This is a genomic window from Paenibacillus sp. D51F (assembly GCF_053345695.1).
In genome coordinates this window covers 1-23,997 of record NZ_JBKFAO010000004.1, presented here as the reverse complement: position 1 = coordinate 23,997, position 23,997 = coordinate 1, and the positions used below count along the sequence as shown (strand labels likewise).

Annotated in this window: 20 protein-coding genes and 1 pseudogene; 17 read left to right on the top strand and 4 right to left on the bottom strand. The window is 61.7% G+C overall.

Annotation, left to right across the window (positions count from 1 at the left end; genetic code table 11):
* Window positions 1-154: 154 nt before the first annotated feature.
* Genes ACLBWT_RS09175 through ACLBWT_RS09155 form a run of 5 tightly spaced genes read left to right on the top strand, consistent with a single transcriptional unit; the run spans window position 155 to window position 4,902 of the window.
* The gene (locus tag ACLBWT_RS09175) at window positions 155-1,144 is read left to right on the top strand and encodes a DUF4430 domain-containing protein (RefSeq protein ID WP_447662772.1); all 990 of its coding nucleotides are present in this window, start codon (window positions 155-157) and stop codon (window positions 1,142-1,144) included.
* A complete protein-coding gene (locus tag ACLBWT_RS09170; protein WP_447662771.1) occupies window positions 1,137-2,030 on the top strand; it encodes an energy-coupling factor transporter transmembrane component T in 894 nt (297 codons plus the stop codon). The genes ACLBWT_RS09175 and ACLBWT_RS09170 overlap by 8 nt, the downstream gene beginning before the upstream one ends.
* The gene (locus ACLBWT_RS09165) at window positions 2,003-3,676 is read left to right on the top strand and encodes an ABC transporter ATP-binding protein (protein WP_447662770.1); all 1,674 of its coding nucleotides are present in this window, start codon (window positions 2,003-2,005) and stop codon (window positions 3,674-3,676) included. Before ACLBWT_RS09170 ends, ACLBWT_RS09165 begins: the two co-directional genes overlap by 28 nt.
* Entirely contained in the window at window positions 3,673-4,374 is a 702-nt protein-coding gene (locus ACLBWT_RS09160; RefSeq protein WP_447662769.1) for an ECF transporter S component, read from the top strand. Before ACLBWT_RS09165 ends, ACLBWT_RS09160 begins: the two co-directional genes overlap by 4 nt.
* Before the next feature lie 24 nt (window positions 4,375-4,398).
* Window positions 4,399-4,902: an anti sigma factor C-terminal domain-containing protein gene (locus ACLBWT_RS09155; protein WP_447663088.1), complete on the top strand. Its 504-nt coding sequence runs from the start codon at window positions 4,399-4,401 to the stop codon at window positions 4,900-4,902.
* A 32-nt stretch (window positions 4,903-4,934) separates the two neighbouring features.
* Here the strand turns inward: ACLBWT_RS09155 and ACLBWT_RS09150 are convergent, their stop codons facing one another.
* Window positions 4,935-5,192 (bottom strand): hypothetical protein, encoded by a 258-nt coding sequence (locus ACLBWT_RS09150; protein WP_447662768.1) that lies wholly within the window; start codon window positions 5,190-5,192, stop codon window positions 4,935-4,937.
* 14 nt (window positions 5,193-5,206) lie between these two features.
* Complete coding sequence (locus tag ACLBWT_RS09145) at window positions 5,207-5,584, bottom strand: DUF948 domain-containing protein (protein ID WP_447662767.1); 378 nt, start codon at window positions 5,582-5,584, stop codon at window positions 5,207-5,209.
* 509 nt (window positions 5,585-6,093) lie between these two features.
* On the opposite strand from ACLBWT_RS09145, the gene ACLBWT_RS09140 reads away from it, so the two are divergent.
* Complete coding sequence (locus ACLBWT_RS09140; protein ID WP_447662766.1) at window positions 6,094-6,660, top strand: uridine kinase family protein; 567 nt, start codon at window positions 6,094-6,096, stop codon at window positions 6,658-6,660.
* Between the two features lie 1,487 nt (window positions 6,661-8,147).
* On the opposite strand, the gene ACLBWT_RS09135 is transcribed toward ACLBWT_RS09140, so the two are convergent.
* Entirely contained in the window at window positions 8,148-9,494 is a 1,347-nt protein-coding gene (locus tag ACLBWT_RS09135) for a glutamate-1-semialdehyde 2,1-aminomutase (RefSeq protein WP_447662765.1), read from the bottom strand.
* A gap of 393 nt (window positions 9,495-9,887) precedes the next feature.
* On the bottom strand, window positions 9,888-10,961 hold the full coding sequence (locus ACLBWT_RS09130; protein ID WP_447662764.1) for an LCP family protein: 1,074 nt from the start codon (window positions 10,959-10,961) through the stop codon (window positions 9,888-9,890).
* A 322-nt stretch (window positions 10,962-11,283) separates the two neighbouring features.
* Between ACLBWT_RS09130 and ACLBWT_RS09125 the strand changes: the two are divergent.
* The 11 genes and pseudogenes from ACLBWT_RS09125 to ACLBWT_RS09075 all read left to right on the top strand — a co-directional run.
* Window positions 11,284-12,321 (top strand): annotated as a pseudogene (locus ACLBWT_RS09125) (ABC transporter ATP-binding protein); the annotation flags it as partial.
* Window positions 12,322-12,601: 280 nt separating this feature from the next.
* Window positions 12,602-13,396 (top strand): ABC transporter permease, encoded by a 795-nt coding sequence (locus ACLBWT_RS09120; RefSeq protein WP_447662763.1) that lies wholly within the window; start codon window positions 12,602-12,604, stop codon window positions 13,394-13,396.
* Between the two features lie 3 nt (window positions 13,397-13,399).
* Window positions 13,400-14,200, top strand: a complete 801-nt coding sequence (locus ACLBWT_RS09115) for an ABC transporter permease (protein WP_447662762.1) — start codon at window positions 13,400-13,402, stop codon at window positions 14,198-14,200.
* A 97-nt stretch (window positions 14,201-14,297) separates the two neighbouring features.
* Window positions 14,298-14,780 carry a thioredoxin-dependent thiol peroxidase gene (bcp, locus tag ACLBWT_RS09110; protein WP_447662761.1) on the top strand — a complete coding sequence of 161 codons (483 nt, stop codon included), beginning with the start codon at window positions 14,298-14,300 and terminating at the stop codon, window positions 14,778-14,780.
* A gap of 157 nt (window positions 14,781-14,937) precedes the next feature.
* A complete protein-coding gene (locus tag ACLBWT_RS09105; RefSeq protein ID WP_447662760.1) occupies window positions 14,938-15,888 on the top strand; it encodes a glycerophosphodiester phosphodiesterase in 951 nt (316 codons plus the stop codon).
* Window positions 15,889-15,996: 108 nt separating this feature from the next.
* Complete coding sequence (locus ACLBWT_RS09100) at window positions 15,997-17,682, top strand: polysaccharide deacetylase family protein (RefSeq protein WP_447662759.1); 1,686 nt, start codon at window positions 15,997-15,999, stop codon at window positions 17,680-17,682.
* 319 nt (window positions 17,683-18,001) lie between these two features.
* Window positions 18,002-18,403, top strand: coding sequence for a peptidase G2 autoproteolytic cleavage domain-containing protein (locus ACLBWT_RS09095; protein WP_447662758.1), 402 nt, complete (start codon window positions 18,002-18,004; stop codon window positions 18,401-18,403).
* A gap of 3 nt (window positions 18,404-18,406) precedes the next feature.
* Complete coding sequence (locus ACLBWT_RS09090) at window positions 18,407-18,724, top strand: hypothetical protein (protein WP_447662757.1); 318 nt, start codon at window positions 18,407-18,409, stop codon at window positions 18,722-18,724.
* A gap of 350 nt (window positions 18,725-19,074) precedes the next feature.
* Entirely contained in the window at window positions 19,075-20,103 is a 1,029-nt protein-coding gene (locus tag ACLBWT_RS09085; RefSeq protein WP_447662756.1) for an AAA family ATPase, read from the top strand.
* Window positions 20,100-21,578 (top strand): DUF58 domain-containing protein, encoded by a 1,479-nt coding sequence (locus ACLBWT_RS09080; protein WP_447662755.1) that lies wholly within the window; start codon window positions 20,100-20,102, stop codon window positions 21,576-21,578. The genes ACLBWT_RS09085 and ACLBWT_RS09080 overlap by 4 nt, the downstream gene beginning before the upstream one ends.
* On the top strand, window positions 21,565-23,997 hold a 2,433-nt coding region (locus ACLBWT_RS09075; RefSeq protein ID WP_447662754.1), incomplete at its 3' end, for a transglutaminase-like domain-containing protein. The genes ACLBWT_RS09080 and ACLBWT_RS09075, both read left to right, overlap by 14 nt.

Below are 23,997 nucleotides of genomic sequence, written 5' to 3'. Positions count from 1 at the left end.
CGCGAGGATGGGAGGGAGAGCTGCGGGCAGCGGCTGTTTGCCTGTACGCCTGCCCGCGGCGAGGCATCCCTTTCGGACATCTTTCACGTGAAAGATGTCTTTTTTGGCTTGTCCGCTCCGGGGAGCGCTCGGGCATAGAGGAGGCTTCAGGGCAATGAACGGAAGAAACAGTTTGAATAAAGCGATCGGCATTATCGCCGCAGTGATGATTTTGGCAGGCACCGCTTGGCTGTACGGCGCCGGACCGCTCGCGAAGCCGGCCGGAGGGCAGGAAGCCTCCCTGGCGGGCAAGTCCGATACGGCGCTGGCTTCGGGAGATGGAGCCGCAGAGGGGCTTGTCCCGCCGCAGGCCGAGGAAGGGCAGGCTACGGGAAGCCCCATTCCGTCTCCGGGAGCAGCGGCGAAGCCGTCCATCGGACCGGAAGCGTCGGCACAGGCGAGCGGCGCAGCAGCATCGGCAACGCCTGCGCCGGGCGGGAACGGGACCGGGGGAGAAGGAGCGGCAGGAGCGGGAACCCCGCCGCCTTCCGGTTCCGGCCAGCCGCAAGCGACGCCGGGCTCTGAAGCAGGCACGGCCAAGCCGGCGCCGACGGAATCGGCGACAACTACGGCTAAGCCGACGACGCCGTCAGATGCGGCATCGGGCACATCCAAGCCGAAGCCGACAAGCGGTCAGGCATCGCCGGTTTCCAAGCCGACGGCCCCGGCGGCAACCCCCGCCGTCAAGCCGAAGCCTTCCGCGCCGGCCGCCAAGCCGCCGCAGGATCAAGCCGTCACGATATCGGTTGCCGGCTCGGCCAAGACGGGCATCATTCTCAAGTCGACCCGGGTCGAGGCCGAGGAAGGCGATACGGTGCTGGATGTGCTGAAGAAAGTAGCGCGCATCCAGAAATTGGTCGTCGATTACAGCGGAAAGGGAGCGGCCGCCTATGTGAGCGGAATCGGCAATCTGTATGAATTCGACGAGGGAGCGGGCAGCGGCTGGCTGTTCAGCGTGAACGGCATCTTCTCGAGCCGCAGCGCCGGAACGTCGGTACTCAAGCCGGGCGATGAGGTCCGCTGGGTGTACACGACCGATTACGGCAAGGATGTCGGAGCCTCGGACGGCGACGGAGCTGGAAGCGGCAAGGGCTCCGATGATTAGGAGGCTGGGGTTTGCCGGCCTCCATCCCGCCGTGGCGATGCTTTATTTCCTGGTGCTGCTCGTCTCCTGCATGATGTTCACCGATCCCGTCATGTCGGGATTGACGCTGCTGGCGCTCATCGCGCTGCATCTGACTCTCGACGGCGGACAGGCCATGAAGCGCGGCTTGAAGGTTTATGCCATCCTGGCTTTACTCATCTTCGTCACCAATCCCTTGTTCTCCAGCAGAGGCGCCACGATTCTGTTCTACTTCCGCGACCGGCCGGTTACGCAGGAATCCGTCGTTTACGGGGCTCTGTTCGCTCTCTCTCTGGTCAATGTCCTGCTCGCCTTTGCTGCGTACAGCCTGGTCATCACCTCGGATAAATTCCTGCTGCTGGCCGCTCCGATTGCGCCCCAAACGGCGTTCGCCGTCACCGTGACGCTCCGCTTCATCCCGCTGCTGACGCGCAGGCTGAAGCAGATCATGACCGTTCAGCGGGCATTCGGCTACATCTACCCCGGCATGCGCAAGAAGCTGCTGATGCGGGAAGGGATGGAGACGATGCACACCCTTGTCGCCTGGTCGCTGGAGGAGGCGATGCAATCCGCCGCCTCGATGCGCTCGCGCGGGTACGGGAGCGGCAAGCGCAGCAGCGCCGTCCGGTACCGGATGGAAACGCGGGATTGGGCCTTCCTCTGGCTCATCGTGCTTGCCGGAAGCAATGTCGTCATCGGACGGCTGTACGGCGTCCACGACTACGAAGTGTTTCCCAGGCTTCAGCCGCTGGACGGATCGCTCACGGCATGGGTCCACTTGGGCTGTTATGCGGTCTTTCTGGCGATTCCGCCGGCCATGAACGGAAAGGAGCGTCTGCATTGGCGCATTATCAGATCGAGAATGTAAGCTTCCGGTATGCGGGCGGCGACGCTCCGATATTGGACGATATTTCAGTCGATATCGAGGAGGGCGATTTTGTCCTCCTATGCGGCCCGTCCGGCTGCGGCAAGACGACGCTGCTGCGCCAGCTGAAGAACGAGGTGCGGCCGGCGGGCAAGCGGGAAGGCAGCATCCGTTATGGCGGAGCGTCGATCGAGGAGCTGCCGGCGCGGCGGTCTGTCGAAGAGATCGGCATGGTGTTCCAGCATCCCGACAGCCAGATCGTCATGAACACGGTCTGGCAGGAGCTTGTCTTCGCCATGGAGAACCTCGGTTATCCGGCGGAGCAGATCCAGCGCCGGATCGGCGAGCTCGTGCCGTTCTTCGGCATGGAGGAATGGCTGCATCGGCAAGTGCATGAGCTGTCCGGCGGCCAGAAGCAGCTGCTCAGCCTGGCGTCGGTCATGTCGCTGCGGCCGAAGGCGCTGCTGCTCGACGAGCCGACGGCGCAGCTGGATCCTATCGCTGCGAGGGAATTCATCGGCCTGCTGGCCCGGATAAACGAAGAAATGTCGATCACGGTCATCATCAGCGAGCACCGGCTCGAGGATCTGTTCCCGCTCGTGACGAAGGCTCTCGTCCTGAGGGAAGGCCGCATCGCCTACGCGGGCTCTCCCGGAGAGGTCGCCCGCCGGATGGGCCGATCCGGCGACGGAGAATATGCGGCGTTCCTGCCTTCGGCGACCCGGCTCTATCTGCAGGGCGGAGGGGGCGAAGAGGACGGCGCTGTGCCGCTGACGGTCAGGGACGGCAAGCAATGGCTGCAGGCGCGGACAGGCAAGCATGACGGGGCGGACGGTCAACGTGGCGGAACGTTCATGGCGGAAGGAAAGCCGGCATCGGCTGTTGCGCCTCCCGGCAAGCCGCTGCTGACGGGCAAAGGACTTTATTTCGCCTATGAGAAGGATGCTCCCATGGTGCTCGGAGGGCTTGATCTGGACATTCGCGAAGGTGAGCTGTTCGCCTTGTTCGGCAGCAACGGCAGCGGCAAGTCGACGCTGCTGCAGGTCATCGCGGGGGTCATCAGGCCGCTGCGGGGCAGCCTGTCGCTGGAAGGCGAGAGCCTGCTCAAGAAGCGCCGCGCGGGCTCGATCGGATATGTCGCCCAAAACCCGCTGCTGTACTTCACTCGCGATACGGTCGGGGCGCAGCTGGACGACAGGCTGGAGCGGCTCGGCCTGGACAAGCGGGAGAGCCGTCTCCAGGAGCTGCTGGAGCTGTTCGAGCTGGAGGGGCTGCTGTCCCGCCATCCGTTCGATCTCAGCGGCGGCCAGCAGCAGAGGCTGGCCCTGCTGATCGTGCTGCTCGGAAATCCCAGCCTGCTGCTGCTCGACGAGCCGACCAAGGGGCTTGATCCGCTCTTCAAGGGAAAGCTTGCCGAGCTGCTCGGCGATCTTCGGAGGCGGGGGACGACCATCCTGATGGTCAGCCATGATGTCGAATTCGCCGCTTCCCATGCGGACCGCTGCGGGCTGCTGTTCGACGGCCGCATGGCGGCAGCCGAGGATACCCGCTCTTTCATGCGGGAGAATTACTTCTATACGACTGCCGTGCAGCGAGCCGCCGGCAGCCTCTATCCGGACGCCGTCGTCCTGGAGGACGTGCCGTTATGAGCGGGCCTCTGCGCAAAGGACTGTACGTCCTCAGCTTCGGCGGAATCGCCGCGCTGCTCGTGCTCGTGCTGTGGAGGAGAGAGCTCTATCTGCAGCTCAGCCTCATCATGATCGGGCTGGTCATGCTTCCGTTCTTCATCCGCTTCGAGCGCAGGCGGCTGCGCGCCGAGGAGCTGCTGCTGATCGCCATGCTCGGCGCCATCGCTGCGGTGAGCCGCGTGCCGTTCGCGGCGCTGCCGGGCGTGCAGCCCGTTTCGTTCGTCGTCATCATGGCGGCGCTCGTCTTTGGAGCGGAGACGGGCTTCCTGGTCGGAAGCATCGCTGCGGTCGCCTCCAACCTGATGCTCGGACAGGGTCCATGGACGCCTTGGCAGATGTTCGGCTGGGGCATGATCGGCTTCACAGCGGGCCTGCTGAGGCATACCCGCTTCATGGCGAGCCGCTGGGGACGCGCTGCGTTCGGCTTCGGCTGGGGCTTTCTGTTCGGCTGGATCATGAATCTGTGGTCCTTGCTCGGATTTTACGACCGGCTGAGCTGGCCGGCCTTCGCCTCGGTCTATGCAGCCAGCTTTTATTTCGATCTCGCGCATGCGCTTTCCAACGTGTTCTTCCTGACGCTGTTTTCCGGCATCTGGCTGAAAATAATGGGCCGGGTCAAACAAAAATACGGCCTGCTGGAGAACGGACGGGCCGGATAGCATGCCGGACAGTCTGGATTATGAATCCCCGATCTTTTTCTATTCCTTCGTCAAGAAGACCCGAGGCGCAAGGCAGCCAAGCTGCTCTGCGCCTTTTCCTTTTCCTTAGCCAAGGAAAAGAGCTGGAGTGCCGGCCAAGGGAGGAAAAATGTCGGTCCCGTATGGTATTGGGTGGACACCTACTCGAACCGCTTCCCGTATGAAGCGAAAAAAATGCCGGATGGAAGCTCTGTCAGCCCGTTTCCGGACAGCGAAACCGGCGTGTATGGCTTTGGCCGACACCCCGATACGGCGACAGAAGAGGATTTTCTGAAGCTGATTCAGGCCGGTCTCGACCAGAAGGGGAAGTATGAGGGCGAATACAAGCGGATTTACGATTATTTGCGAAAGGACAAGCCCGCTCCCCAGACGAGCGATGTGCGCATATGGGGTGTCGTCGTGACGGGCACGGCGGAGCATCTTAAGGCGCTGAAGGGAAAGCCTTACTTGAAAGCCGCCGTATTCGGGACGATTGCGGACCGGTATTAGGCTGATGGGTAGACATTTCCAGCCAGCCGCCGTTAGGGCAAAAAGGTCCGGGACGATAGCGTCCTAGACCTTTTGTTGTATACCAGTGAACGATTAGAGGCATAGATGTTCTGCCTGTAAAGCGAATAGTTGATGGAGTGGAGGAACCAGTTCAAGGTGATGATGGCTACCGCCAGATGGAGCAGAACGGGCAGCCAGGCTTTGCGCGGCAGCTGCAGATCCTGGACGAGGCTGATGACGGCCCAAATGAATATGACCAGATAGGAAAGCTGAATTAGAAGCGTGGGCATCGCGGATCCCCCCTTTACTTCAAGTTGATCTGGATCGCTTTTTTCTTCGGCGCTTCCGTCTCCGCCGCAGGGTGGAGCACGTCCCCGATCGCGGCAGCTGCCTGCTTGACGGTTCTCGTTACGCTGTGAAGCGCTTCTCCGACATCATGCGCGGATTCGAAGATCGGCTCTACCGTACGGATTTTGCCTTTGACGTCGGCAGTAATCAGATTGGCCGTATGGATCAGCATCTTGGATTCGTCGGTCAGCCCGTGTATGGCGTTGCGGACTTCCGAGAGGGTGCGGTTGGTCTCGCTGAGAGTACTCATGCCTTTATTGAGAATACGGATGACGAAGAACACCAGAACGACGAAAGCGGCGGCGCTGGCCGCTATGCTCAGCGGTATGATCATGTCTCCTCCTCCTTACTAGGTAGCCTATGTGCAAGCCCGGCAGATATGCCTCTCTCTTGATCCCGGCTGCTCCTAGACGTTGCGGAGGAACGAGCGCAGACGGGCTTTTGCGCTGCTTGCAAAAGCTCTATTCTTAGCAGCTATTCTGGCTTAGGATAGAGAAAGACGAGGCGGAGGTCCTGAGGTCCTGAGGTCAGGAAGAGCATGAGGAAGGCGACAGAAGGACAGAATGGCTGGGCCGGAGTATAGAACAGGAAAACAGGATGGGACAACAGGATCAGCCGGATAGGATAGTAGGGGCGGATTATAGAATAGGGACGCAGGATAGGACAGCAGGATAGGACAGCAGGATAAGACAGCAGGATGAGGAACAGCAGGATAGGACAGCAGGATGAGGAACAGAAAGATAGAAATTTCTGAGGAAGAGCAACGACAGGATGAGCAGCGTTAGGATGAGCAAAGACAAGAAGGATGCTAGTCACGGTGCAGATCGGCAGGAGGAGAAAGCAATGGCTTTATGCGTTGGCATCGCGGGAGGTACGGGCAGCGGGAAAACGACCTTGAGCCGCTATTTGGCAGGGAATCTAGCGGAGTTCCGCGTCCGAGTGATCCATATGGACAAGTTCTACATAGAGCAGCGTCCCCGGACGATCGCCCCGCTCAGCGGCCAAGAGTACGAGGACTTCAATCATCCGGACGCCTTGGATCTGGACGCGGTCGGCCGGGAGCTTCGGGAGGCACTGGAGGAAGAGGACATCGTCCTGATCGAGGGATTTCTGCTGTTTGCCATCAAGGAATTGGTGGATAGGCTGGATTATAAAATTTTCGTCGATTGTCCTTCCGACGAGCGGCTGGCCCGCAGGCTCGGCAAGTTCAAGAACGGCAAGTACACGCAGGAGGAGACGGTCAGGGAGTATTTGGAGCTGGTGCGGCCGCGGCATGATGGCTACGTGGAGCCGACCCGCTGGCAAGCGGATCTCGTGCTCAATGGCTCTCTTCCAACCGCCAGAGGCGGGGAAATGCTGCTGGAATGGATCCGGTTCAAGGCGGCTCAGCCGATGCCGCGCAGCATTTGAGCGTAAAAATGAATGCGTGCTTTCCGAACCGACCCACCGCAATCCGAGGATTCTCCTGATTCACGTATCGAAAGAATGCCTACTACGGACGGATCAGGCTGACCCCTAAAAGCAATGTGGCTTGTTTCGAGCCTTAGAGCCTGCTCATGCAGCCCGGAGAGGGCCAATAAGGCTTCTTTTGAGCCTTAGAGCCAGCTCATGCAGCCCGAAGAGGGCCGATAAGGCTTATTTTGGACCTACGTCAAGAAAGTAGACAGTCGGTAACGGACAATTTTAGGAAATCTGCTTAAACGCAGCTGCAAACGAGCAGGTGATAGATACCCAAGAGAAGCGTGGATTCGCTTCCGGTTAGCTGTGAAAAGACTCCCCATGCTGGCGTTGTCATAGCAGTTCCTCACGGCTCATATTCGCCCTTCATGTTGTACTGAGGGAGTTGGCTGCGGTATTGGTGGGAAGTGTACACAGCTTCCTCGATCCGAGTGGTGCAAGAGTTCCGGTCGGGGGCGTTTTGGGGTCGTGAGCCATCTTCAGCGCGTCGAGCACTAGATCCGTTTTCATTTGAGGAGCAAGCTCCAAGCCTACAATTTCATGGGTACAGAGATCCAGACGTTAGCTAGATAAAGTCGTCCCTCGCGACAGGGGATATAGCTTTAAACATGCGGGAGATTGCACCGCTGCGGTTGCTCACTCATGTGAGTGAACACCTCCATCTACGATTCGCTCCTGTTTACCCTAAACTCAGGGAATAAGGCGGAAAAACCGTCTAATTCGTTCCTATTTACCCTAAACTCAGGGAATAAGGCGGAAAAACCGTCTAATTCGTTCCTATTTACCCTAAACTCAAGGAATAAGGCGGAAAAACCGTCTAATTCGCTCCTAGTTACCCTAAACTCATTGAATAAGACGGAAAAACCGTCTAATTCGCTCCTAGTTACCCTAAACTCTAAGAATAAGACGGAAAAACCGTCTAATTCGCTCCTAGTTACCCTAAACTCAAAGAATAAGGCGGAAAAACCGTCTAATTCGCTCCTAGTTACCCTAAACTCTAAGAATAAGACGGAAAAACCGTCTAATTCGTTCCTAGTTACCCTAAACTCTAAGAATAAGACGGAAAAACCGTCTAATTCGTTCCTATTTACCCTGAGCTCAAGGAATAAGACGGAAAAACCGTCTAATTCGTTCCTAGTTACCCTGAATTCAAGGAATAAGACGAAAAATCGTCTAATTCACTTACTCATGTGAACACTTCCATTTACGGTTATTATTGGCTTTCCGTTATCGGGTGTTCACTTTTTATTCTAGTGCATTTCGAAACCTTAGAGCCTGCTCAAGCAGCCGGAAGAGCAAATAAACGGAATCCAGATTTTCCACCATAAAAGAGCGGTCCCGGAAGTCAAAAATGACTTTCGAAGACCGCTCTTTTTTGGGCAGCATGCTTTGGGCTTCTAGCTCGACATGGCTGATATTTAGCTCGACATGGCCGATATTTAGCTCGACATGGCCGCGAACGATTCCTCCGCCGCCTCCAGAGTCCGGGCGATGTCGGCTTCCGCATGCGCCGTCGTCAGGAACCAGGCTTCGTACTTGGATGGCGCGAGGCAGATGCCGCGCTCCAGCATGAGGCGGAAGAAGCGGGCGAACTGCTCGCCGTCCGTATCCTGCGCCTGGTCGTAATTCGTGACCGGATGGTCGCAGAAGTGGGTGGAGAAAGCGCCGCGGATCCGGTTGACCGTCAGTGGAATGCCGTGGCGAGCTGCAAGATCGGCCAGGCCGTCTGCCAGCCCTGCGGCGAGGCGGTCCATGCGCTCATAGACGCCGGGCTCCTGCAGAACCTCCAGGCAGGCGATGCCGGAGGCGATGGAGGCCGGATTGCCGGCCATCGTGCCAGCCTGATAGGCGGGGCCGAGCGGAGCGACCTGCTCCATGATGATTTTTCGGCCGCCATAGGCGCCTATCGGCAGTCCGCCGCCGATGATTTTGCCCAGCGCGGTCAGATCCGGCTCGATGGCGGCGTGATCCGGGAATGCGGCGAAGGTCTGGGCGCTGCCGTAGTGGAAGCGGAACGCCGTAATGACCTCGTCATAGATGACGAGAGCTCCGGCTTCGCGCGTCAAGCGGCACAGCTCTTCGAGGAAGCCGGGTTCAGGCATGACCATGCCGAAGTTGCCGACGATCGGCTCCACCATGACGGCAGCCGTCTCGCTGCCCCAGCGCTCCAAAGCCGCCTTCAGCGCCGGAATATCATTGAACGGCACCGTGATGACTTCGCTGGCGATGCTCTGCGGAATGCCCGCGCTGTCCGGAATGCCGAGCGTGGACGGGCCGGAGCCGGCGGCGACGAGCACCAGATCGGAGTGGCCGTGGTAACAGCCGGCGAACTTGATGATCTTGTTGCGCCCTGTGTATGCCCGGGCGACGCGGATCGTCGTCATGACGGCCTCTGTGCCGGAATTGACGAAGCGGACCTTGTCCATGGACGGAATGGCGTCCTTCAACATGCGCGCGAGCTTGATTTCAAGCTCCGTCGGCGTGCCGTAGAGCGTGCCGTTGGCCGCTGCCCGGCTGATCGCTTCCGTAATATGGGGATGGGCGTGGCCCGTAATGATCGGACCGTAAGCACATAGGTAATCGATATATTTATTGCCGTCGACATCCCAGAAATAAGGGCCTTCGGCGCGCTTCATGAACACGGGAGCACCGCCGCCGACCGCCTTGAAGGAACGGCTCGGACTGTTGACGCCGCCGACGATATGCTGGAGAGCTTCGCCGTACAGCTCCTCTGAGCGTGCGCGGGAAGAGCCGGGGACGGCGAAGGGATCGGTTGAAAGGGACATGATAGGCCTCCTGGAAAATAAGGGTTGGGATAAGGGGGGATATGGGCGGATCGACACTTTGGGAATAATCGGCCAGCTGCAGCGATAGACGTGCGGAAACAGCGTTCAGCTTCGGCCCTAGAAAGTCGGAAACAGCGGCCTGCTGCAGCGAAAGAGTGGCGGAGAGAGCGGGCTGCAAGCAATGGATGGCAGGAAGCGAGTGGTTCGAGCAGGGGAGCTGCCTGCCGCGCAGCCGTCAGAAAAGGAGGGCAAGACGCATCCTCGGGGGGGATGGTCCTGCCCTAATGGGTCAAGGCTTCAGTTCAGACGGTCGGGCGGAGATTTGCCGCCGCCCAGCCTTGCAGGCAAAGGGCGATCCTGGCTGGCTTTAAGCCGCGAGCGCAAGCTTCCCGGCTAAGGACTGCCTGTCCCGGCATTCGAAGCATTGTCCGCGCCGGAATTCGCGGCAGGATCCGGCTGGGATTCATCCTCCGTCAGGACCTCCTGCACATAGTCGCGAAGCTTGGCTTCGTTGCGGACGGTGAGCACGGATGCGCCGCCGATCTTCTCGTCGGCCAGCAGATCGCTGGGCGGCAGCTGGGCGGTACCTGCGTTGCGGAGGCCGAAGCCGAGCTGGCCGAGCTTGAACATGTCGTCGGACGACATGTTCGTTTCGACATACGGGCTGACGCTGCGGATGATCGAGCTCAGCTTGGTGATGTTGCCGAGATCCTGCATCTTGACGGCGACCGCGCTGAGGAACTTGCGCTGGCGCTCGGTGCGGGTGAAGTCGCTCGTCGCATCGTGGCGGAACCGGACGTATTGGAGCGCCTGGTCGCCGTTCAGATGCTGGTAGCCCTTCTGCAGGTCGATGTCGTAGCGGTTGCCGTCGGCGTTATCGGTGTATTTCATCCTCTTCTCGACATCGATGTCGATGCCGCCGATGGCGTCGACAAGCGATTTGAAGCCTTCGAATTCGGTGTAAATATAATACTGGATCTCCAGTCCCGTCAGCTCGCTGATCATCTGCATCGACAGCTTGTAGCCGCCCTGCACGATCGCTTCGTTGGCGCGGCCTTTGCCGTGGCCGGGAATGCTGACGTACGTGTCGCGGAGCAGGGAGAATAGATGGGCTTTCTTCGTGACGGGATCGATCGACAGCACCATCATGGAATCGGAGCGGGCCGGTTCGTTCGCGCTCTTGTTCTCGCGTCCGTCTCCTCCCATGAACAGGATGTTCACGCGCTCCTTGCCTTCCCACTCGGGAGGCTGCTCCAGCGAGGCATTGTTCTCGAACTGGGTGAACTTGGACTTGTCCGGCGGCTTCTGGAGCTCGTCAAGCGCTCTGACATTGTCGACAATATAATAGGCTAGGGCAGCGGCCATAATAAGCAGGACGCTGAAGAGCGCCCATAACCAGGTCCGTCGCTTTCGTTTTGGCGGCTTCGGCTTGGATGAGCCCTGTTGCCGACTTTTTCTGCTTTCCATTCGGCGGTGTAACTCCCTTCGCATGTTGAGGCTGAAATGGATTCTAACGGAACAAATCGGCAGAAAAGTCGGGATATTGAACCCCCGGGCTGCAATTGGAGCCTGTCCGACGTACTGGAAGGCGCCAATGCAGCCGGTCGCCGGGTTATGGGCTCTGCTGGCCGATCCTGGGGCATGCTGTCCGGCTTGCTTCCCCTGGCTGTCGTAACATATCATAAAATTATAAATCCGGGGTCGGTTGGACGCAAGTTTTAACCGCGGGAGAGGAATTCACTCCCAATTTCCCGGGAAATGTCGAGTGGAATTACGAGAGGAGCTACGCATGAGCAAGAAGCCGGCTATAGAGGTGCGGGATCTGCGCAAGGAATTCCGCGTGCAGAAAAACCGCGAGGGGCTGTCCGGGGCCCTCAAGGATCTATTCAAGCGCGAATACCGTGAGGTAGCCGCTGTGAAGGACATCTCCTTCGAGATTCCCCAAGGGGAAATCTGTGGATATATCGGAGAGAACGGGGCTGGGAAATCGACCACGATCAAGATGCTTACCGGCATCCTCGTGCCGACATCAGGCCATTTGAGGGTCAACGGCTATGTGCCGCATAAGGATAGGGAGAAGTTTGTCGGAGGGATCGGCGTCGTGTTCGGCCAAAGGTCCCAGCTGTGGTGGGATATCGGCGTCGTCGAGTCGTTCCAGCTGCTGCGCAAGGTGTACCGGGTGCCGGAAGCGGACTACCGCAAGCGGCTGGATGAACTGGTGGAGCGGCTGCAGCTGGGCGAGCTGCTGAACCGTCCCGTGCGCAAGCTGAGCCTCGGCCAGCGGATGCGCTGCGAGATCGTCGCCAGCCTGCTGCATAATCCGTCCATCCTGTTCCTGGACGAGCCTACGATCGGGCTCGATATCGTCGTCAAGACGGAGATCCGGGATTTCCTGAAGACGATGAACCGCGAGCATGGCACGACCATTCTGCTCACGACCCATGATCTTCAGGATATCGAAGCGCTCTGCTCCAGAGTCATTATGCTGGATGACGGGCGTATTATTTATGACGGCGGCCTGGAAGAGCTGAAGAGCCGCTGGAGCCGCGGACGCGAGATCGTGTTCCAATTCGCAGGGAGGGTGCAGGCGGAGCGTCTGCGGGCGCTGACCTCCGGGCTGGAAGGCGTGGAGTGGAGGCTGGACAACGATGTGACGGCCGCGATGTGGCTGCCGCATGAGGTGAACGTGTCGGAAGCGCTCGCCCGCGTCGTCGGCGACGCCGGCCTGGAAATCCGCGACATGAAGATTATCGAGACGAACACCGACGAGATCGTGCGCGAAATCTACCAGTCCGGCGATGCCCAGTCTCCGGGCAAGGCGAGGGCGGCGGAGCTTGCCGTAGAAACCCTGGATGGTTCCGATGCAGGCGGCGAGGCAGGCTCGCCGCTCGCGACGGCTTCGACGGACAGCGGGGAAGCGGCAGCTTTGGGCGGGGAATCGCCGTCCATGCAGCTAGCGGAGGCATCCGCTTCCGCAGCCGGACCGCTGCAGCCGGCGGGGCGTGACGCCCTTGATCCGGAAGACCGGGACGGCGGGGACGCCTTGTCCGAGACGGAAGCCGGAACGCCTGTCCTCGCAGGGGCGGAAGGGAAGGGGCCGGTGAAACGTGGCTAGCGCCTATCTGGACCTGATCCGGATCCGCTTCCTGATGATGCTTGCTTACCGCGTTAACTATTACAGCGGCATCATTATTTATGCGATTAACATCGGGGCCTATTACTTTCTGTGGGGGGCTATCTACGGGGAGCAGGAAACGCTTGGCGGATTCACGGTCAGCCAAATGACCACTTATGTCGCCGTGTCCTGGATGGCCCGAGCCTTCTATTTCAATAATCTGGACCGGGAGATCGGCAACGAAATCCGCGACGGGAGCGTGGCGATCCAGATGATCCGGCCTTACAACTATCTGGTCGTCAAGATGATGCAGGGCTTCGGGGAAGGCATCTTCCGCTTCCTGCTGTTCATGATTCCCGGCATGGCTCTGGCCTGCCTGCTGTTCCCGGTGAAACTTCCGTCCGATCCCGGCATCTGGGCGGTGTATCTGGTCATGCTGTTCTTCAGCTTCCTGATCAACTCGCAGATCAACATCCTGACCGGCCTGGCGGCGTTCTTCGTCGAAAGCAGCGAAGGCATGATGCGGCTGAAGAGGGTGGCGGTCGATCTGTTCTCGGGGGTCATCGTCCCGATCAGCTTCTTTCCCGGCTGGCTGGAGGGGGCCATGAAATGGCTGCCGTTCCAGGCGATCACCTATCTGCCGAGCTCGGTGTTCACGGGAAGGACTCCCGCCAGCGAGATCGGCGGCGTCCTGGGCTTGCAGCTGCTCTGGTTCCTCATTTTGCTGCTGCCGATCGCGCTCGTATGGCGTTCCGCGCGAACCCGGCTGTTCGTACAGGGGGGCTGAGCGATGAAACTGCGTTTCTATCTGTCGCTGCTGATGGACTACTTCAAGAATTACGCCAAAACGAAGCTGACCTACCGGGCCGACTTCTGGATCGAGGTGCTTTCGGATCTCAGCTTCCAGGCGGCCAACCTCATCTTCATCCTGGTCGTCTTCCAGCATACGCCGACGCTCGGCGGCTGGAGCGAGGCGGAAGTCATTTTCGTCTATGGCTTTTTCATGGTCCCGTTCGGAATCTTCGGCACCTTCTTCAATCTGTGGAATTTCAGCGACCGCTACATTACCAAAGGCGAGATGGACCGGGTGCTGACCCGTCCAGCCCACAACTGGTTCCAGGTGACTCTGGAGAATATGGATCCGCCTTCGCTCATCGGTTCTCTGGCGGGCATCGCGATCATGATCTCCTGCTGGCTGAAGCTGGGCTTGCCGCTGGAATGGTGGGATATTCCGGTCATGATCGTGCTGGTGCTCGGGGCGGTGCTCGTGTATGGAGGCATCTATACGGCCTTGACGGCCATCTCGTTCTACTCGGATGCGCCGACCGGCATTCTGCCGCTGATGTTCAATATCCAGAACTACGGACGCTATCCTGTCAATATCTACAATAAAGTCATCCGCTTCCTGCTCACCTGGCTCATTCCTTTCGCCTTCGTGGGCGTCATCCCGGCTTCGTATTTCCTCGGAGACCACGGGGACGGATTGTCGCAGCTCGCGCTGCTGACGCCGGTTGTCGGCATCGTCTTCATGACGATCGGCATGGCCGTATGGAACCACGGGGTCAAGAGGTACCGGGGCGCAGGCTCATAGCCTTCAGAGCCGCCTGCCTGCATGAGGCGGCAGGCTTGCCGCAGGTAGAGCGGATGCCGCACGCCAAGGGCCGAGAGTCCGCCGAGGAGGAAACATCATGTCAGCCACGCTAGCGCCGGGACAGCCGGCGCCTGATTTCACGCTGCCCGCTGCAGGAGCGGAGCAGGAGACCGTAACCCTGAGCCAATATCGCGGCCGAAAGGTCATTCTGTATTTCTATCCCAAGGATCTGACTTCGAGCTGCACGCAGGAGGCTTGCGATTTCCGTGATGCTTGGCCGGATTTTGACGGCCAGGGGGCGGCCATCCTCGGCATCAGCCCGGATCCGGTCAAGTCCCATCATCGGTTCCGGGACAAGCACGGGCTCACGTTCCCGCTGCTGTCGGATCCGGAGCATGCCGCCTGCGAAGCCTATGGCGTCTGGCAGCTCAAGAAGCTGTACGGCCGGGAATATATGGGCGTTGTGCGGTCGACCTTCCTCATCGACGAGGAAGGCCGTCTCGTCAAGGAATGGCGGGGCGTCAAGGTGAAGGGCCACGCAGCCGACGTGCTTGCAAGCCTTGCCCCGGTTCCCGGCTGAAGGGATTGAACAATCGGAGCTTCTGTTCTTGAAGACTTATACGGCCGCTTTTGCGGGCAGACCCAGTCTGCCGCAAAAGCGGCCTTTGTATTGCAGTGGTAAATGACACCTATTTGGGACATAGTAGATATAAAGGGAACTCCAGGGGGGATAAGGCATGAGGAGCGGATGGAAGAGAATCGGACCGGCCGCGGCAAAAATGGGGATCGGCCTCTGCGCGGCGCTGCTTCTTCTGCAGGCGCTGCCTGGGCGCGCAGACGCCCTCCAAGCGAAGGTGCCGGTCCGGACAGCTTCAGCCCAAGCGCCGGCCCGCCCGCTCATTCTCGCGCACAGGGGAGCTTCGGCTTATGCGCCGGAGAACACGATGGCGGCTTTTGATCTAGCCGTCCGCCAGGGGGCCGATTTTATCGAGCTGGATGTTCAGCTGTCCGCAGACGGGATCCCGTTCGTGCTGCACGACGATAACCTTGAGCGGACGACCGGCGGCAAGGGAATGGCCTCGCTCCGCACGGCGGACGAGCTGAATCGGCTGGACGCCGGAGCCTGGTTCTCTCCTCGCTTCGCCGGACAGCGGATTCCGCTGCTCGAAGACGTGCTGCTGCGCTATTACAACCGCATCGGCCTGCTCATCGAGCTGAAGGATGCCGAGCGGCAGCCGGGCCTCGTGCAGGCGGTAGCGGAAGCGATGAGACGCTGCGGCATCAACGGAGAAATCCGCCTGCAGGACGCGGTGAACGGCCCGCCTTGGAAGAAAGAGCCCGTCATGATCCAGTCGTTCCACATTCCCGCGCTCAAGCAGTTCCACGGCCTGCTGCCGTCGATCCCGCTTGGCGTGCTGATCGCGGATGACAAGGAGCTGACTCCTGCGGCGCTGCATGCCATGGCGGAATGGGCCGATTACGCCAATATCCGCAAGCAGCTGGCCAAACCGCTCATGGTGAAGATGATCCACGACAGCGGCCTGCATACGTTCATCTGGACGGTGGACAGCAAGCGGCAGGCGCTCAAGGCCGCGGCGGCGGGGGCGGACGGCATCCTCACGGACGATCCGGAGGCTTTGGGGTCGTTCTGGTCGCAGAGAAGGCCGAAGCCGGGCTTGAAGAAGTAACGGCAGCCGGGCGGAGAATGGATGAGACAAGCTTGTCATAGAGCCGGACCCTCTCTCATAGAATCTAGCAAAGAGGATTCGTTTTTCATAGAAAGGGTGCATCCATTCATGGGGAAAAGTACGCTTCGTATGATGGCAGCCGCTGCGGCGCTGCTGACAGGATTGACGGGGTTCGGCAACGATTGGACTTCTCTCGCTCCAGACAGGGCGCTGACAGCGGAACCGCCTGCAGCGATGGCTGCAGCTTCCGAACAGCCTGCCGCGCAGACAGACGCCGCCCGATCAAAGAGCCACGCGTCTCCGCTCGGAGCCGCGTCTGCCGCCGCGGGACAAGCCGGGTCCGGAAATCAAGGGGGAGCGGCCGTAGGATGGAACAGCATCGCCTTGTCCGGCATGACGGAGAAGCAACTGATCGCAGCATTGAAGCAGGCTTCCGGCGCCGGACAGGACGGGGGGACGGCAGACGCAGCTCAGGCAGGCCAGGTTGATTCCTCCGGCACGGCGCCTGAAGCGGACGTGCAGGGAGCGGCGGCAGAGGCTGCCGGAACGGCCGGGACCAGCGCCCCCGCTCCTGCTGCAGGCACGGGCAAGAGCGCAGCTGCGGAGCGTCCCGCCAAGCCGACCGTCTACCTGACCTTCGACGACGGACCGAGCATTTACACGCCTCAAGTGCTGGATATATTGAAGAAAAATGGAATCAAGGCGACCTTCTTCATGGTCGGCCGCCATGTCGAGGAGCGTCCGGATCTGGTGCGCGAGGTCAAGGCGGCCGGACATTCCATCGGCAACCATTCCTACGATCATGTCTACTCCGAGATCTACGGCAGCTTCGCCGTTTATGCCGAACAGACGGTACGGACGGAGAAAGCGCTGCTGGAAGCGGGAGTGGCGACGGATCTGGTGCGGGCTCCAGGGGGCACATACAGCAACTTTGACTCGGGTTATTTCGAAGCGATGAAAAACGCGGGCTACAGGATGGTGGACTGGAATGTAGACAGCGGCGACTCCAAGCGTGTCGGAGTGCCGGCCAAGGAAATCATCGCCGGCGCGACTTCGGCGCCGCTGAAGCATGAGATGACGATCCTGCTTCATGACGGCACCGGCCATGCCGAGTCGGTCAAGGCTCTTCCTGCCATTATCGCTTACTACAAAAACAAGGGCTACAGCTTCGCTGCCGTCACCCCTTCCGCCGACGTTCCGTTGTTCCCGCTGGCGAAGCAGATCAAGTGGCAGCGGCCCGCGCCGCTTCCGGGCGAAGCGGCCGCCTTCGCGGCGGAGAGCGGCAAGCTGAGGGCGAGCCAGCCCTGGCTGGCCGCAGACGACGGGGACAAAATCTCCGTGCCGGCGATGGCTCCTGTCGGCCAGGCGCAGCCGCACAGCCCTCCCGCAAATCCAGCGGGCAGCGGAAAAACGGGAAATGGAAAGGCGTACGGCACTCTCGATGCGGATCTTCTCCTTCATACCCCGCTTGGAGATCTAAAGCTTGCTTACGGCGACTATTCGCTGCATGGAAACAAGCTGTCCGTACCGGTCCGCCGCGTCGTTGAAGCGCTCGGAGGCTCGGTGCAATGGGACGCCGCGTCAGGCACCGCCGCCATCATCGCCGGCAACGGAGCAAGCGGCAGCCTGCCGCAAGAGCTTGTGTTCCAGCAGCCGGCCGGCAGGCTGCGGGCGCCGTTGACCGATCTGCTGGAGCTGATTGGCCAGCGTGCCGTGCAGATGAGCAGCTCGGCCGGGCTTGTCGAGGTGTGGACGGTCGAGGCGCTTCTGGATTCCGGCAAGATGGCCTCTTAAGAGCAGCCGCAGAAGCCGTTGCAGAGGCCAACTGCAAGGCCAATAGAGGCTAAAAGCAGAGGCAAATCGTAGAGGCCAGCAGCAGAGGCCAATAGCAGAGGCAAATCGTAGAGGCTAATAGCAAAGGCAAATCGTAGAGGCCAGCAGCAGAAGCCAATAGCAGAAGCCAATAGCAGAAGCCAATAGCAGAGGTCAAAAGAAAAGGCGGTGTGGCTGCCGAAGGCTTCGCCTCCCATGCGGAGGGCAACACCACGGCGTCGATAGGCGGGAACTCCCACTCGGAAGGCTATATGACCGAGGCGTCCAAAAATTACGGGGGGTGCTGACGGTCGAGAGCGGCGACTTCCCCCACGCGGAAGGGCTGCAGACGACCGCCATCCTCAACGGATCTCATATCATGGGCCGGTATGGGACGACGCTATACACGTATTCCTGGCATGTGGCGGATGGAACCTCTGCGGGCGCGCCTGGGCTGGCCGCCGTGCTTGCAGGGCTCTACCGGAACAAGTACATCGCCGGCAGCTATTTCTCCGGCGGGGCCGATTATGCCGAAATGTACGAGACGATCGATGGCAGCTCCATCGAGCCGGGTTATTTCATCGCTCTGGACGGGGACCGGATCCGGACGGCGGCCGCCGGCGACGACATCACCGGCATCTCCAGCGCGGTTCCGACGATGGTCGGAAATGCAGCGGAGCTCCGGTGGGGGGAAAGTATGTGAAGGATGAATGGGAAGGGTGCAGGTCCAGGAAGTGACCGTTCCCGAGCAGAGGGACGCGGACGGCGCCGTCATCCGTCCCGCCTATATTCTGACGGACCCGGTCTTCAATCCCGCCGGGGATCCTTCCCGGAGCTATGTCCTCAGAAGGCTGAGAGCGGAACCGTCGGCCTGCTCGGCAGGCTGCTGGTGGGGTACGACGGCTCCCGCATGGTCAACGGCTACTGCCTGCCGAACGATCAGGGCATTGCGACGAGCTCGGAGACGGGGTACCGGGTCATGAGGCGGACGGGCGACAATCAGATTCTCGTATTGTTTCGATAAAAAGGCCAAGACCGGCGGCGGTCCCGGCCTTTTTTTCATTCCGTTCCGGCTTTGGAGCTGAGGCAGGGCGTCGATGCTGTTGGGGCGGATTCAAGCCATAGCCGCTCCAAGACGATTCCGCTTCCCGAAGCGACTGAAAATATTGCTCCATCAACTTATCAAACTTATCAACCCATAGAGTGAGCTCGGCGTCGTTCAGCCCGGTTATGCAAGCTGAAGCTGGCAGGCAGAAAGAGGGAAAGATCCGTTATCATCCACGATCCTAGGCTTCGGGGTCTATTTCTTCCTTGCGGTGGAGAGACTGGTAGCATGGAAGATTCATAGAATCCGGAAAAGCAGGAGGAATCGAAATGCTGAACAGGGAACCGCAGAAGCAGGAGACGCCCGGTCATCGTCCGAACGGGGCGGAGGAGTGGCCGGAGCCGAAGCAGGCGCTCATTGCGCGCCTGGAGGCTCGCGCCGAGAGCGTGCTGCTCGGCAAGAGGGAGACCATCGGACTGGCTGCCGCGGCGATGCTGGCGGGCGGCCATATTTTGCTGGAGGATGTGCCGGGAGTCGGCAAGACGCTGCTGGCCCGCGCGCTCGCGCGGCTGACGGGAGGCCGCTTCCAGCGCATCCAGTTCACTTCGGACCTGCTGCCGGCGGATGTGACGGGAAGCTCGGTATGGGACGGCAGAGCCGGCGAATTCATCTATCGCGAAGGTCCGATCATGGCCAATATCGTCCTGGCCGACGAGATCAACCGCACATCGCCTCGAACGCAGTCTGCGCTGCTGGAGGCGATGGAGGAGAGATCCGTCACCGTGGACGGGACTACCCGGCGGCTGCCGGAGCCTTGGCTGCTGATCGCTACCCAGAATCCGCTTGACGACGAAGGAACGCATCCGTTGCCGGAGGCGCAGATGGACCGCTTCATGATGAGGCTGTCGATCGGCTACCCGGACAGCCGGGACGAGGTGAGGATGCTGGAAATGATGGCGGCAGGCGAGCAGCGGCAGCCGGAGCTGCTGCGGCCGGTCGTCTCCGCGCGGCAGTGGCAAGCCATGGTGGAGGAGAGCCGGACGGTGCATTGCAGTCCGGAGCTGCTCGCTTATATCGTATGCGTCGTCCAGGCGACGCGCATGGCCCCGGAGCTGACGCTCGGCGCGAGCCCGAGGGCGTCGCGGGATTGGCTGCGGGCAGGCCAGGCGATGGCTTACGCGGCAGGCCGGGATTACGTGCTGCCGGATGATCTGAAGGCGGTCGCCGCAGCGGTGCTGGCCCACAGGCTGTGCGCCCGGGACGGATACGGCCAGCCGGATCCGGCAGCCGCGGCAGGCGCGCTGTTCCGTATTCTGGGCTCCGTGCCGGTTCCCGGTTCCCGGGGGGCAAAGCCGTGAGCGCGTCCGGCAGCGGAGCGGGAGGGCCGGGACGGCATGCGGCGGGACTTCCGCTGGCAGGTGGAATGGGGAGCGGAATGATGCATGACGCCGGAAGCCCGACATTGAACGGAGCCGGCTATGCGGCTGCGCCGGGAATTGCGGCGCAAGGCGGCATGGCGGCGCCCGGAGCGGGAAGCATGGCAGTCCGGGCTGCTTCAAGCTTGCCTGCGTCCATCAAGCCGCGCCGTTTGGCGCTTGCCGTTCTTGCCATGCTGGCTGCTGCAGCTATGGCCGCAGCAGCTGTCCGCGGCGGAGCGGCGGAATGGCTCGCTGCTTCCGTGCTTGGGGGCGTGCTGGCGCTTGCCGCCTTGCCGGGATTATGGATGGCGGGCAGCGGGCTTCAGGCTGAGCGGCGGCTGGCGCCGGGAAGACAGGACGGCTCGCTGGAGGTGACCCTTGTGATTCGGGGGCGCCGGGTGCTGCCGCTGCTGATGCTGCAGGTACGGGAGGAGCTGGTCAATGAATCGGCGGGCCTCAAGCAGCCTTTGACGGTGGCTGGCTGGTCTCTTCCCTGGCTGAAAAAGGAGTGGACGCTGAAGTATGAGGCGGCGAACCTGGGACGGGGCTGCTACCGGTTCCGGGCCGTGACGGTGACAGCCGTCGAGCCGTTCGGACTGGCCGCTTCCCGGCGGAAGCTGGAATGCGGCGGTGAGTTCACCGTCCTTCCCCAGCCTGAGGGAGACCGGAAGAGCATTCCTCCGGCTGCAGCGGATAGGCCGCAAGGCGGAATCGGCGGCAAGGAGCCTGGCGAAGGGCGGCGGGAGCGGCGTTCCGGCGGCGCCGGCCCAGGCACGAGGCCTTACCGGGAGGGAGACTCCGTCCGGCATATCGATTGGCGGGCGGCTGCCAAGGGACGCGAGCTCCGGACCAAGACGGACGAGGCCGGCCCCGGCGCCGTAGCCGTCGTGCTTCTGGGCTCGGGAGCCGGCGTCGGCGACGCGCTGCTCGACCGCAGCGCGGGACTCGCGCTGGCTGCGATGCTGGAAGAGCGGCGAAGCGGACGCTCCGTCCGGCTGCAAGCGGGGGCAGGCACGGTGCTTGTCCGCGCCGGCGGCCAAGGCAAAGGAGCCGTCGAGGCGGCGGCGCGTCTGCTCGCGAGGCTCAGCCCGGCATCGATGGGCACGCTGGCGGAGCAGCTTGACCGGCTGCGCTCGGACAGGCTGCTGCCCCACGGGTGCAGCCTGGTCATGGTGACGCCGGACTGGCAGGACGGAGAAGCATGGAGCCATGCGGCGGAGGCGGCCCAAGCGGCCGGCTGCCGCTTTGAATTCAGGGTGCCGATGCTGCAGACGGTGCCTTCCGCCGCCATGCGGGAGCGGATGCGCTGGGCGCAAGCCAGAGGATACCGCGTCTCCTGGATCTCTCTATCTTCGCCGGCCGCCAAGCCGGCTCTTCATCAGGGAAAGGAGGGCGGCCGCCATGACGGGAGGTAAAGGCGCCGGCAAGCAGCATGGAGCTGGAATAAAGCAAGGAGCGGGAAAGCGGCAAGGAACCGGAATGCAGCAAGGAGCCGGCGAGAGGATAGGATCGAGAGCTCATGGAGCCGGATATCCTCCGCAAGCTGATGATAGGCAGGGAAAAAGCGCAAGGGGCGGAACGCTCCCCGGGCTGACTTTGAAGGCGGCAACGCCTGCCGCCCCGCTGACCGGCAAGGCCGGTCATGCGGGTTTGCCTTTGCTGGCCGCACATGGGGCAGGAAGCGGCATTCCGTCCGGAAGCCAGCCGGGACAACCGGCAGCAGGAGGCTTTCTGGCGCCAACGGGAACCGGCTTGCCGGCGGCAGGAACAGCCGCTCCGGCGAATAAGCCACTGAAGAGCACGAGCGCGCGCTCACATTCCGGCCGTCCTGCAGGAGGCAGCGGAAAGATTGCTGCTGCCGCTTCGGGAAGCGATCTGTCGGGACATTCGCTGAGCCTGCCGCTGCGTCTTGCCACCAGCCTGCTGCTGCTTGGACTGCTGGCGGAGTGGCTGCTCCCGCTCGCTCAGCTGCCGGGCTGGAACAGTTCCTTTCCGCTGGCGCGCCTGCTGCTTATCGGAGGGGCTTTTTTGGCTGCAGGCGCTATTTTGCTGCCGGGCTGGGCCGCTTCGCTGCTGAGGGCGGCGGTGCTCATCGGCGGGGCGGGCTGGATGGCCGGAGGCATGCGGCTCTTGCTGGATTGGATCGGCGGCTTGCCTGGCATAATTGCGGATGATATCCGCAGCGTGGGCGCCCAGGGCATCTCCGGCCTGTCCGCTCCGACGCAGGCGCTCCTGCTGCTTGCCGGACTCGCGGCGCTGCTGTCCGCGCTCCAGACACTGGTCTGGATCCGCCAATGGGGACTGGGCCTGACCGTGCTGACGGGCTTGTATCTCGGCCTGCTCTATCAATGGATGGGCCTCGACTTGCTGCCGGGCATGGCCCGGGCGGCGGCGGAGGGCCTGCTGCTCTCCGCGCTGCTGACCGGACATCGGCTGCGGCGGAGGGCAGGGGAAGCGCCTCCGCCGGTTCCGGCCGGGGCTTGGGGCTTCCCGTCCGGAGGGCATCCTGTCCGGCTGGGCGGGTGGGCTGCGGCGGCGGGCGCCGCCCTGCTCGTGCTCGGCGCCGCCCTCCTTCTGTCCAGCGGCAAGCCGCGCCTGTACGGCCCGGCGTCTTGGGCGCTCGAGGTCCAGCACAGCATCCGGGAAGGCGCCTCCTCAGCGGCTGCGGGCGCAGGGAACGCATCCCGGCTTGTCGTGGGAAGCGGCACGCTGCAAGGGGCCTTTTCCGGCTACAGCCAGGACGATTCCGTCTTGGGGGCGCCTCTCGCGCTGGCCAGGACGCCTGTCTTCACGGCGCTTTCTCCCGCTTCACTCTATTGGAGAGGAGAGTCCAAGTCCGTCTATGAAGGCCGCGGCTGGAGGGAGGATTACGGGCAGCTCCAATCGGTTCCGATCGGTTCGGTTGAGGGCTCGGAGTCAGGCGGGAGCGATGAGATCACCCAGACGGTGCGGCTCGCAAGGCATGCCGAAGGACAGCCGCTTCCGGTATCGGGCAGGAACGCCGAGCTGATGGCGGCGCAAGGGGAAGGCGCCGGAAAGGGGGCCACCGCTTACCTGAAGGACAAAATTACCGAAGCGATCTATTTGCCGCAAGGAGGCTCGGGAGAGCTGCAGTACGAGGCGCGCTCGGTCAAGCCGGAGACATCCGCTTCGGTTCTCCGCGCGCAGTCGGAGGTCAAGGATGCGGCAGAGGGCGACGATGCGGGGTGGCTGCAGGAGCAGATCCAGGCGAATCTGCAGCTTCCCTCCAACCTGCCGAAACGGGTGAAGGATCTGGCCTCGTCCATCGTCCGCGCGGCTGGCCCGAACCGGTACGACCAGGCGGCGGCCGTCAGCCAGTATTTGAAGCAGCATTACGTCTACTCGCTGACGGACACTTCCATTCCGAAGGAAGGCCAGGATCTGGCCGACCAGTTCCTGTTCGTGCAGAAGACGGGCTACTGCGTGCATTTCTCGACGGCGATGGCGGTCATGCTCCGCTCGCAAGGCATCCCGGCACGCTGGGTCAAAGGCTACACCGCCGGAAGTCCGGCCAAGGATCAAAGCGAGGCTGAAGCGGGAAGCCGGGTTTACGAGGTCACCGCCGCCGACGCGCATGCCTGGGTAGAGGTATATTTGGGCGGCGCGGGCTGGGTCGCGTTCGATCCGACGCCGGGCTTTGCCGGCCCGGCCGGAGCGGCGGCTGCCCTGCAAGGCGCGAGTCCGCAAGCGCCGAACGGGCTTGAGCAGCCTGGCGCCGCGCAGGACGGCTCGCCGGCGCAGCGGCTGCGCGATGCGGCCGGCTCCGCCGCGGCCCGCCTCGCCGCAAGCGCGGCCGGCTTCGCGCAAGCCGCC

Coding starts and splice junctions, on each gene's coding strand:
- ACLBWT_RS09135 (WP_447662765.1), bottom strand. CDS start 9,494: ATGTCCCTTTCAACCGATCCCTTCGCCGTCCCCGGCTCTTCCCGCGCA.
- ACLBWT_RS09085 (WP_447662756.1), top strand. CDS start 19,075: ATGCTGAACAGGGAACCGCAGAAGCAGGAGACGCCCGGTCATCGTCCG.
- ACLBWT_RS09090 (WP_447662757.1), top strand. CDS start 18,407: ATGAATGGGAAGGGTGCAGGTCCAGGAAGTGACCGTTCCCGAGCAGAG.
- ACLBWT_RS09175 (WP_447662772.1), top strand. CDS start 155: ATGAACGGAAGAAACAGTTTGAATAAAGCGATCGGCATTATCGCCGCA.
- ACLBWT_RS09105 (WP_447662760.1), top strand. CDS start 14,938: ATGAGGAGCGGATGGAAGAGAATCGGACCGGCCGCGGCAAAAATGGGG.
- ACLBWT_RS09145 (WP_447662767.1), bottom strand. CDS start 5,584: ATGATCATACCGCTGAGCATAGCGGCCAGCGCCGCCGCTTTCGTCGTT.
- ACLBWT_RS09100 (WP_447662759.1), top strand. CDS start 15,997: ATGGGGAAAAGTACGCTTCGTATGATGGCAGCCGCTGCGGCGCTGCTG.
- bcp (WP_447662761.1), top strand. CDS start 14,298: ATGTCAGCCACGCTAGCGCCGGGACAGCCGGCGCCTGATTTCACGCTG.
- ACLBWT_RS09140 (WP_447662766.1), top strand. CDS start 6,094: ATGGCTTTATGCGTTGGCATCGCGGGAGGTACGGGCAGCGGGAAAACG.
- ACLBWT_RS09160 (WP_447662769.1), top strand. CDS start 3,673: ATGAGCGGGCCTCTGCGCAAAGGACTGTACGTCCTCAGCTTCGGCGGA.
- ACLBWT_RS09150 (WP_447662768.1), bottom strand. CDS start 5,192: ATGCCCACGCTTCTAATTCAGCTTTCCTATCTGGTCATATTCATTTGG.
- ACLBWT_RS09115 (WP_447662762.1), top strand. CDS start 13,400: ATGAAACTGCGTTTCTATCTGTCGCTGCTGATGGACTACTTCAAGAAT.
- ACLBWT_RS09170 (WP_447662771.1), top strand. CDS start 1,137: ATGATTAGGAGGCTGGGGTTTGCCGGCCTCCATCCCGCCGTGGCGATG.
- ACLBWT_RS09130 (WP_447662764.1), bottom strand. CDS start 10,961: ATGGAAAGCAGAAAAAGTCGGCAACAGGGCTCATCCAAGCCGAAGCCG.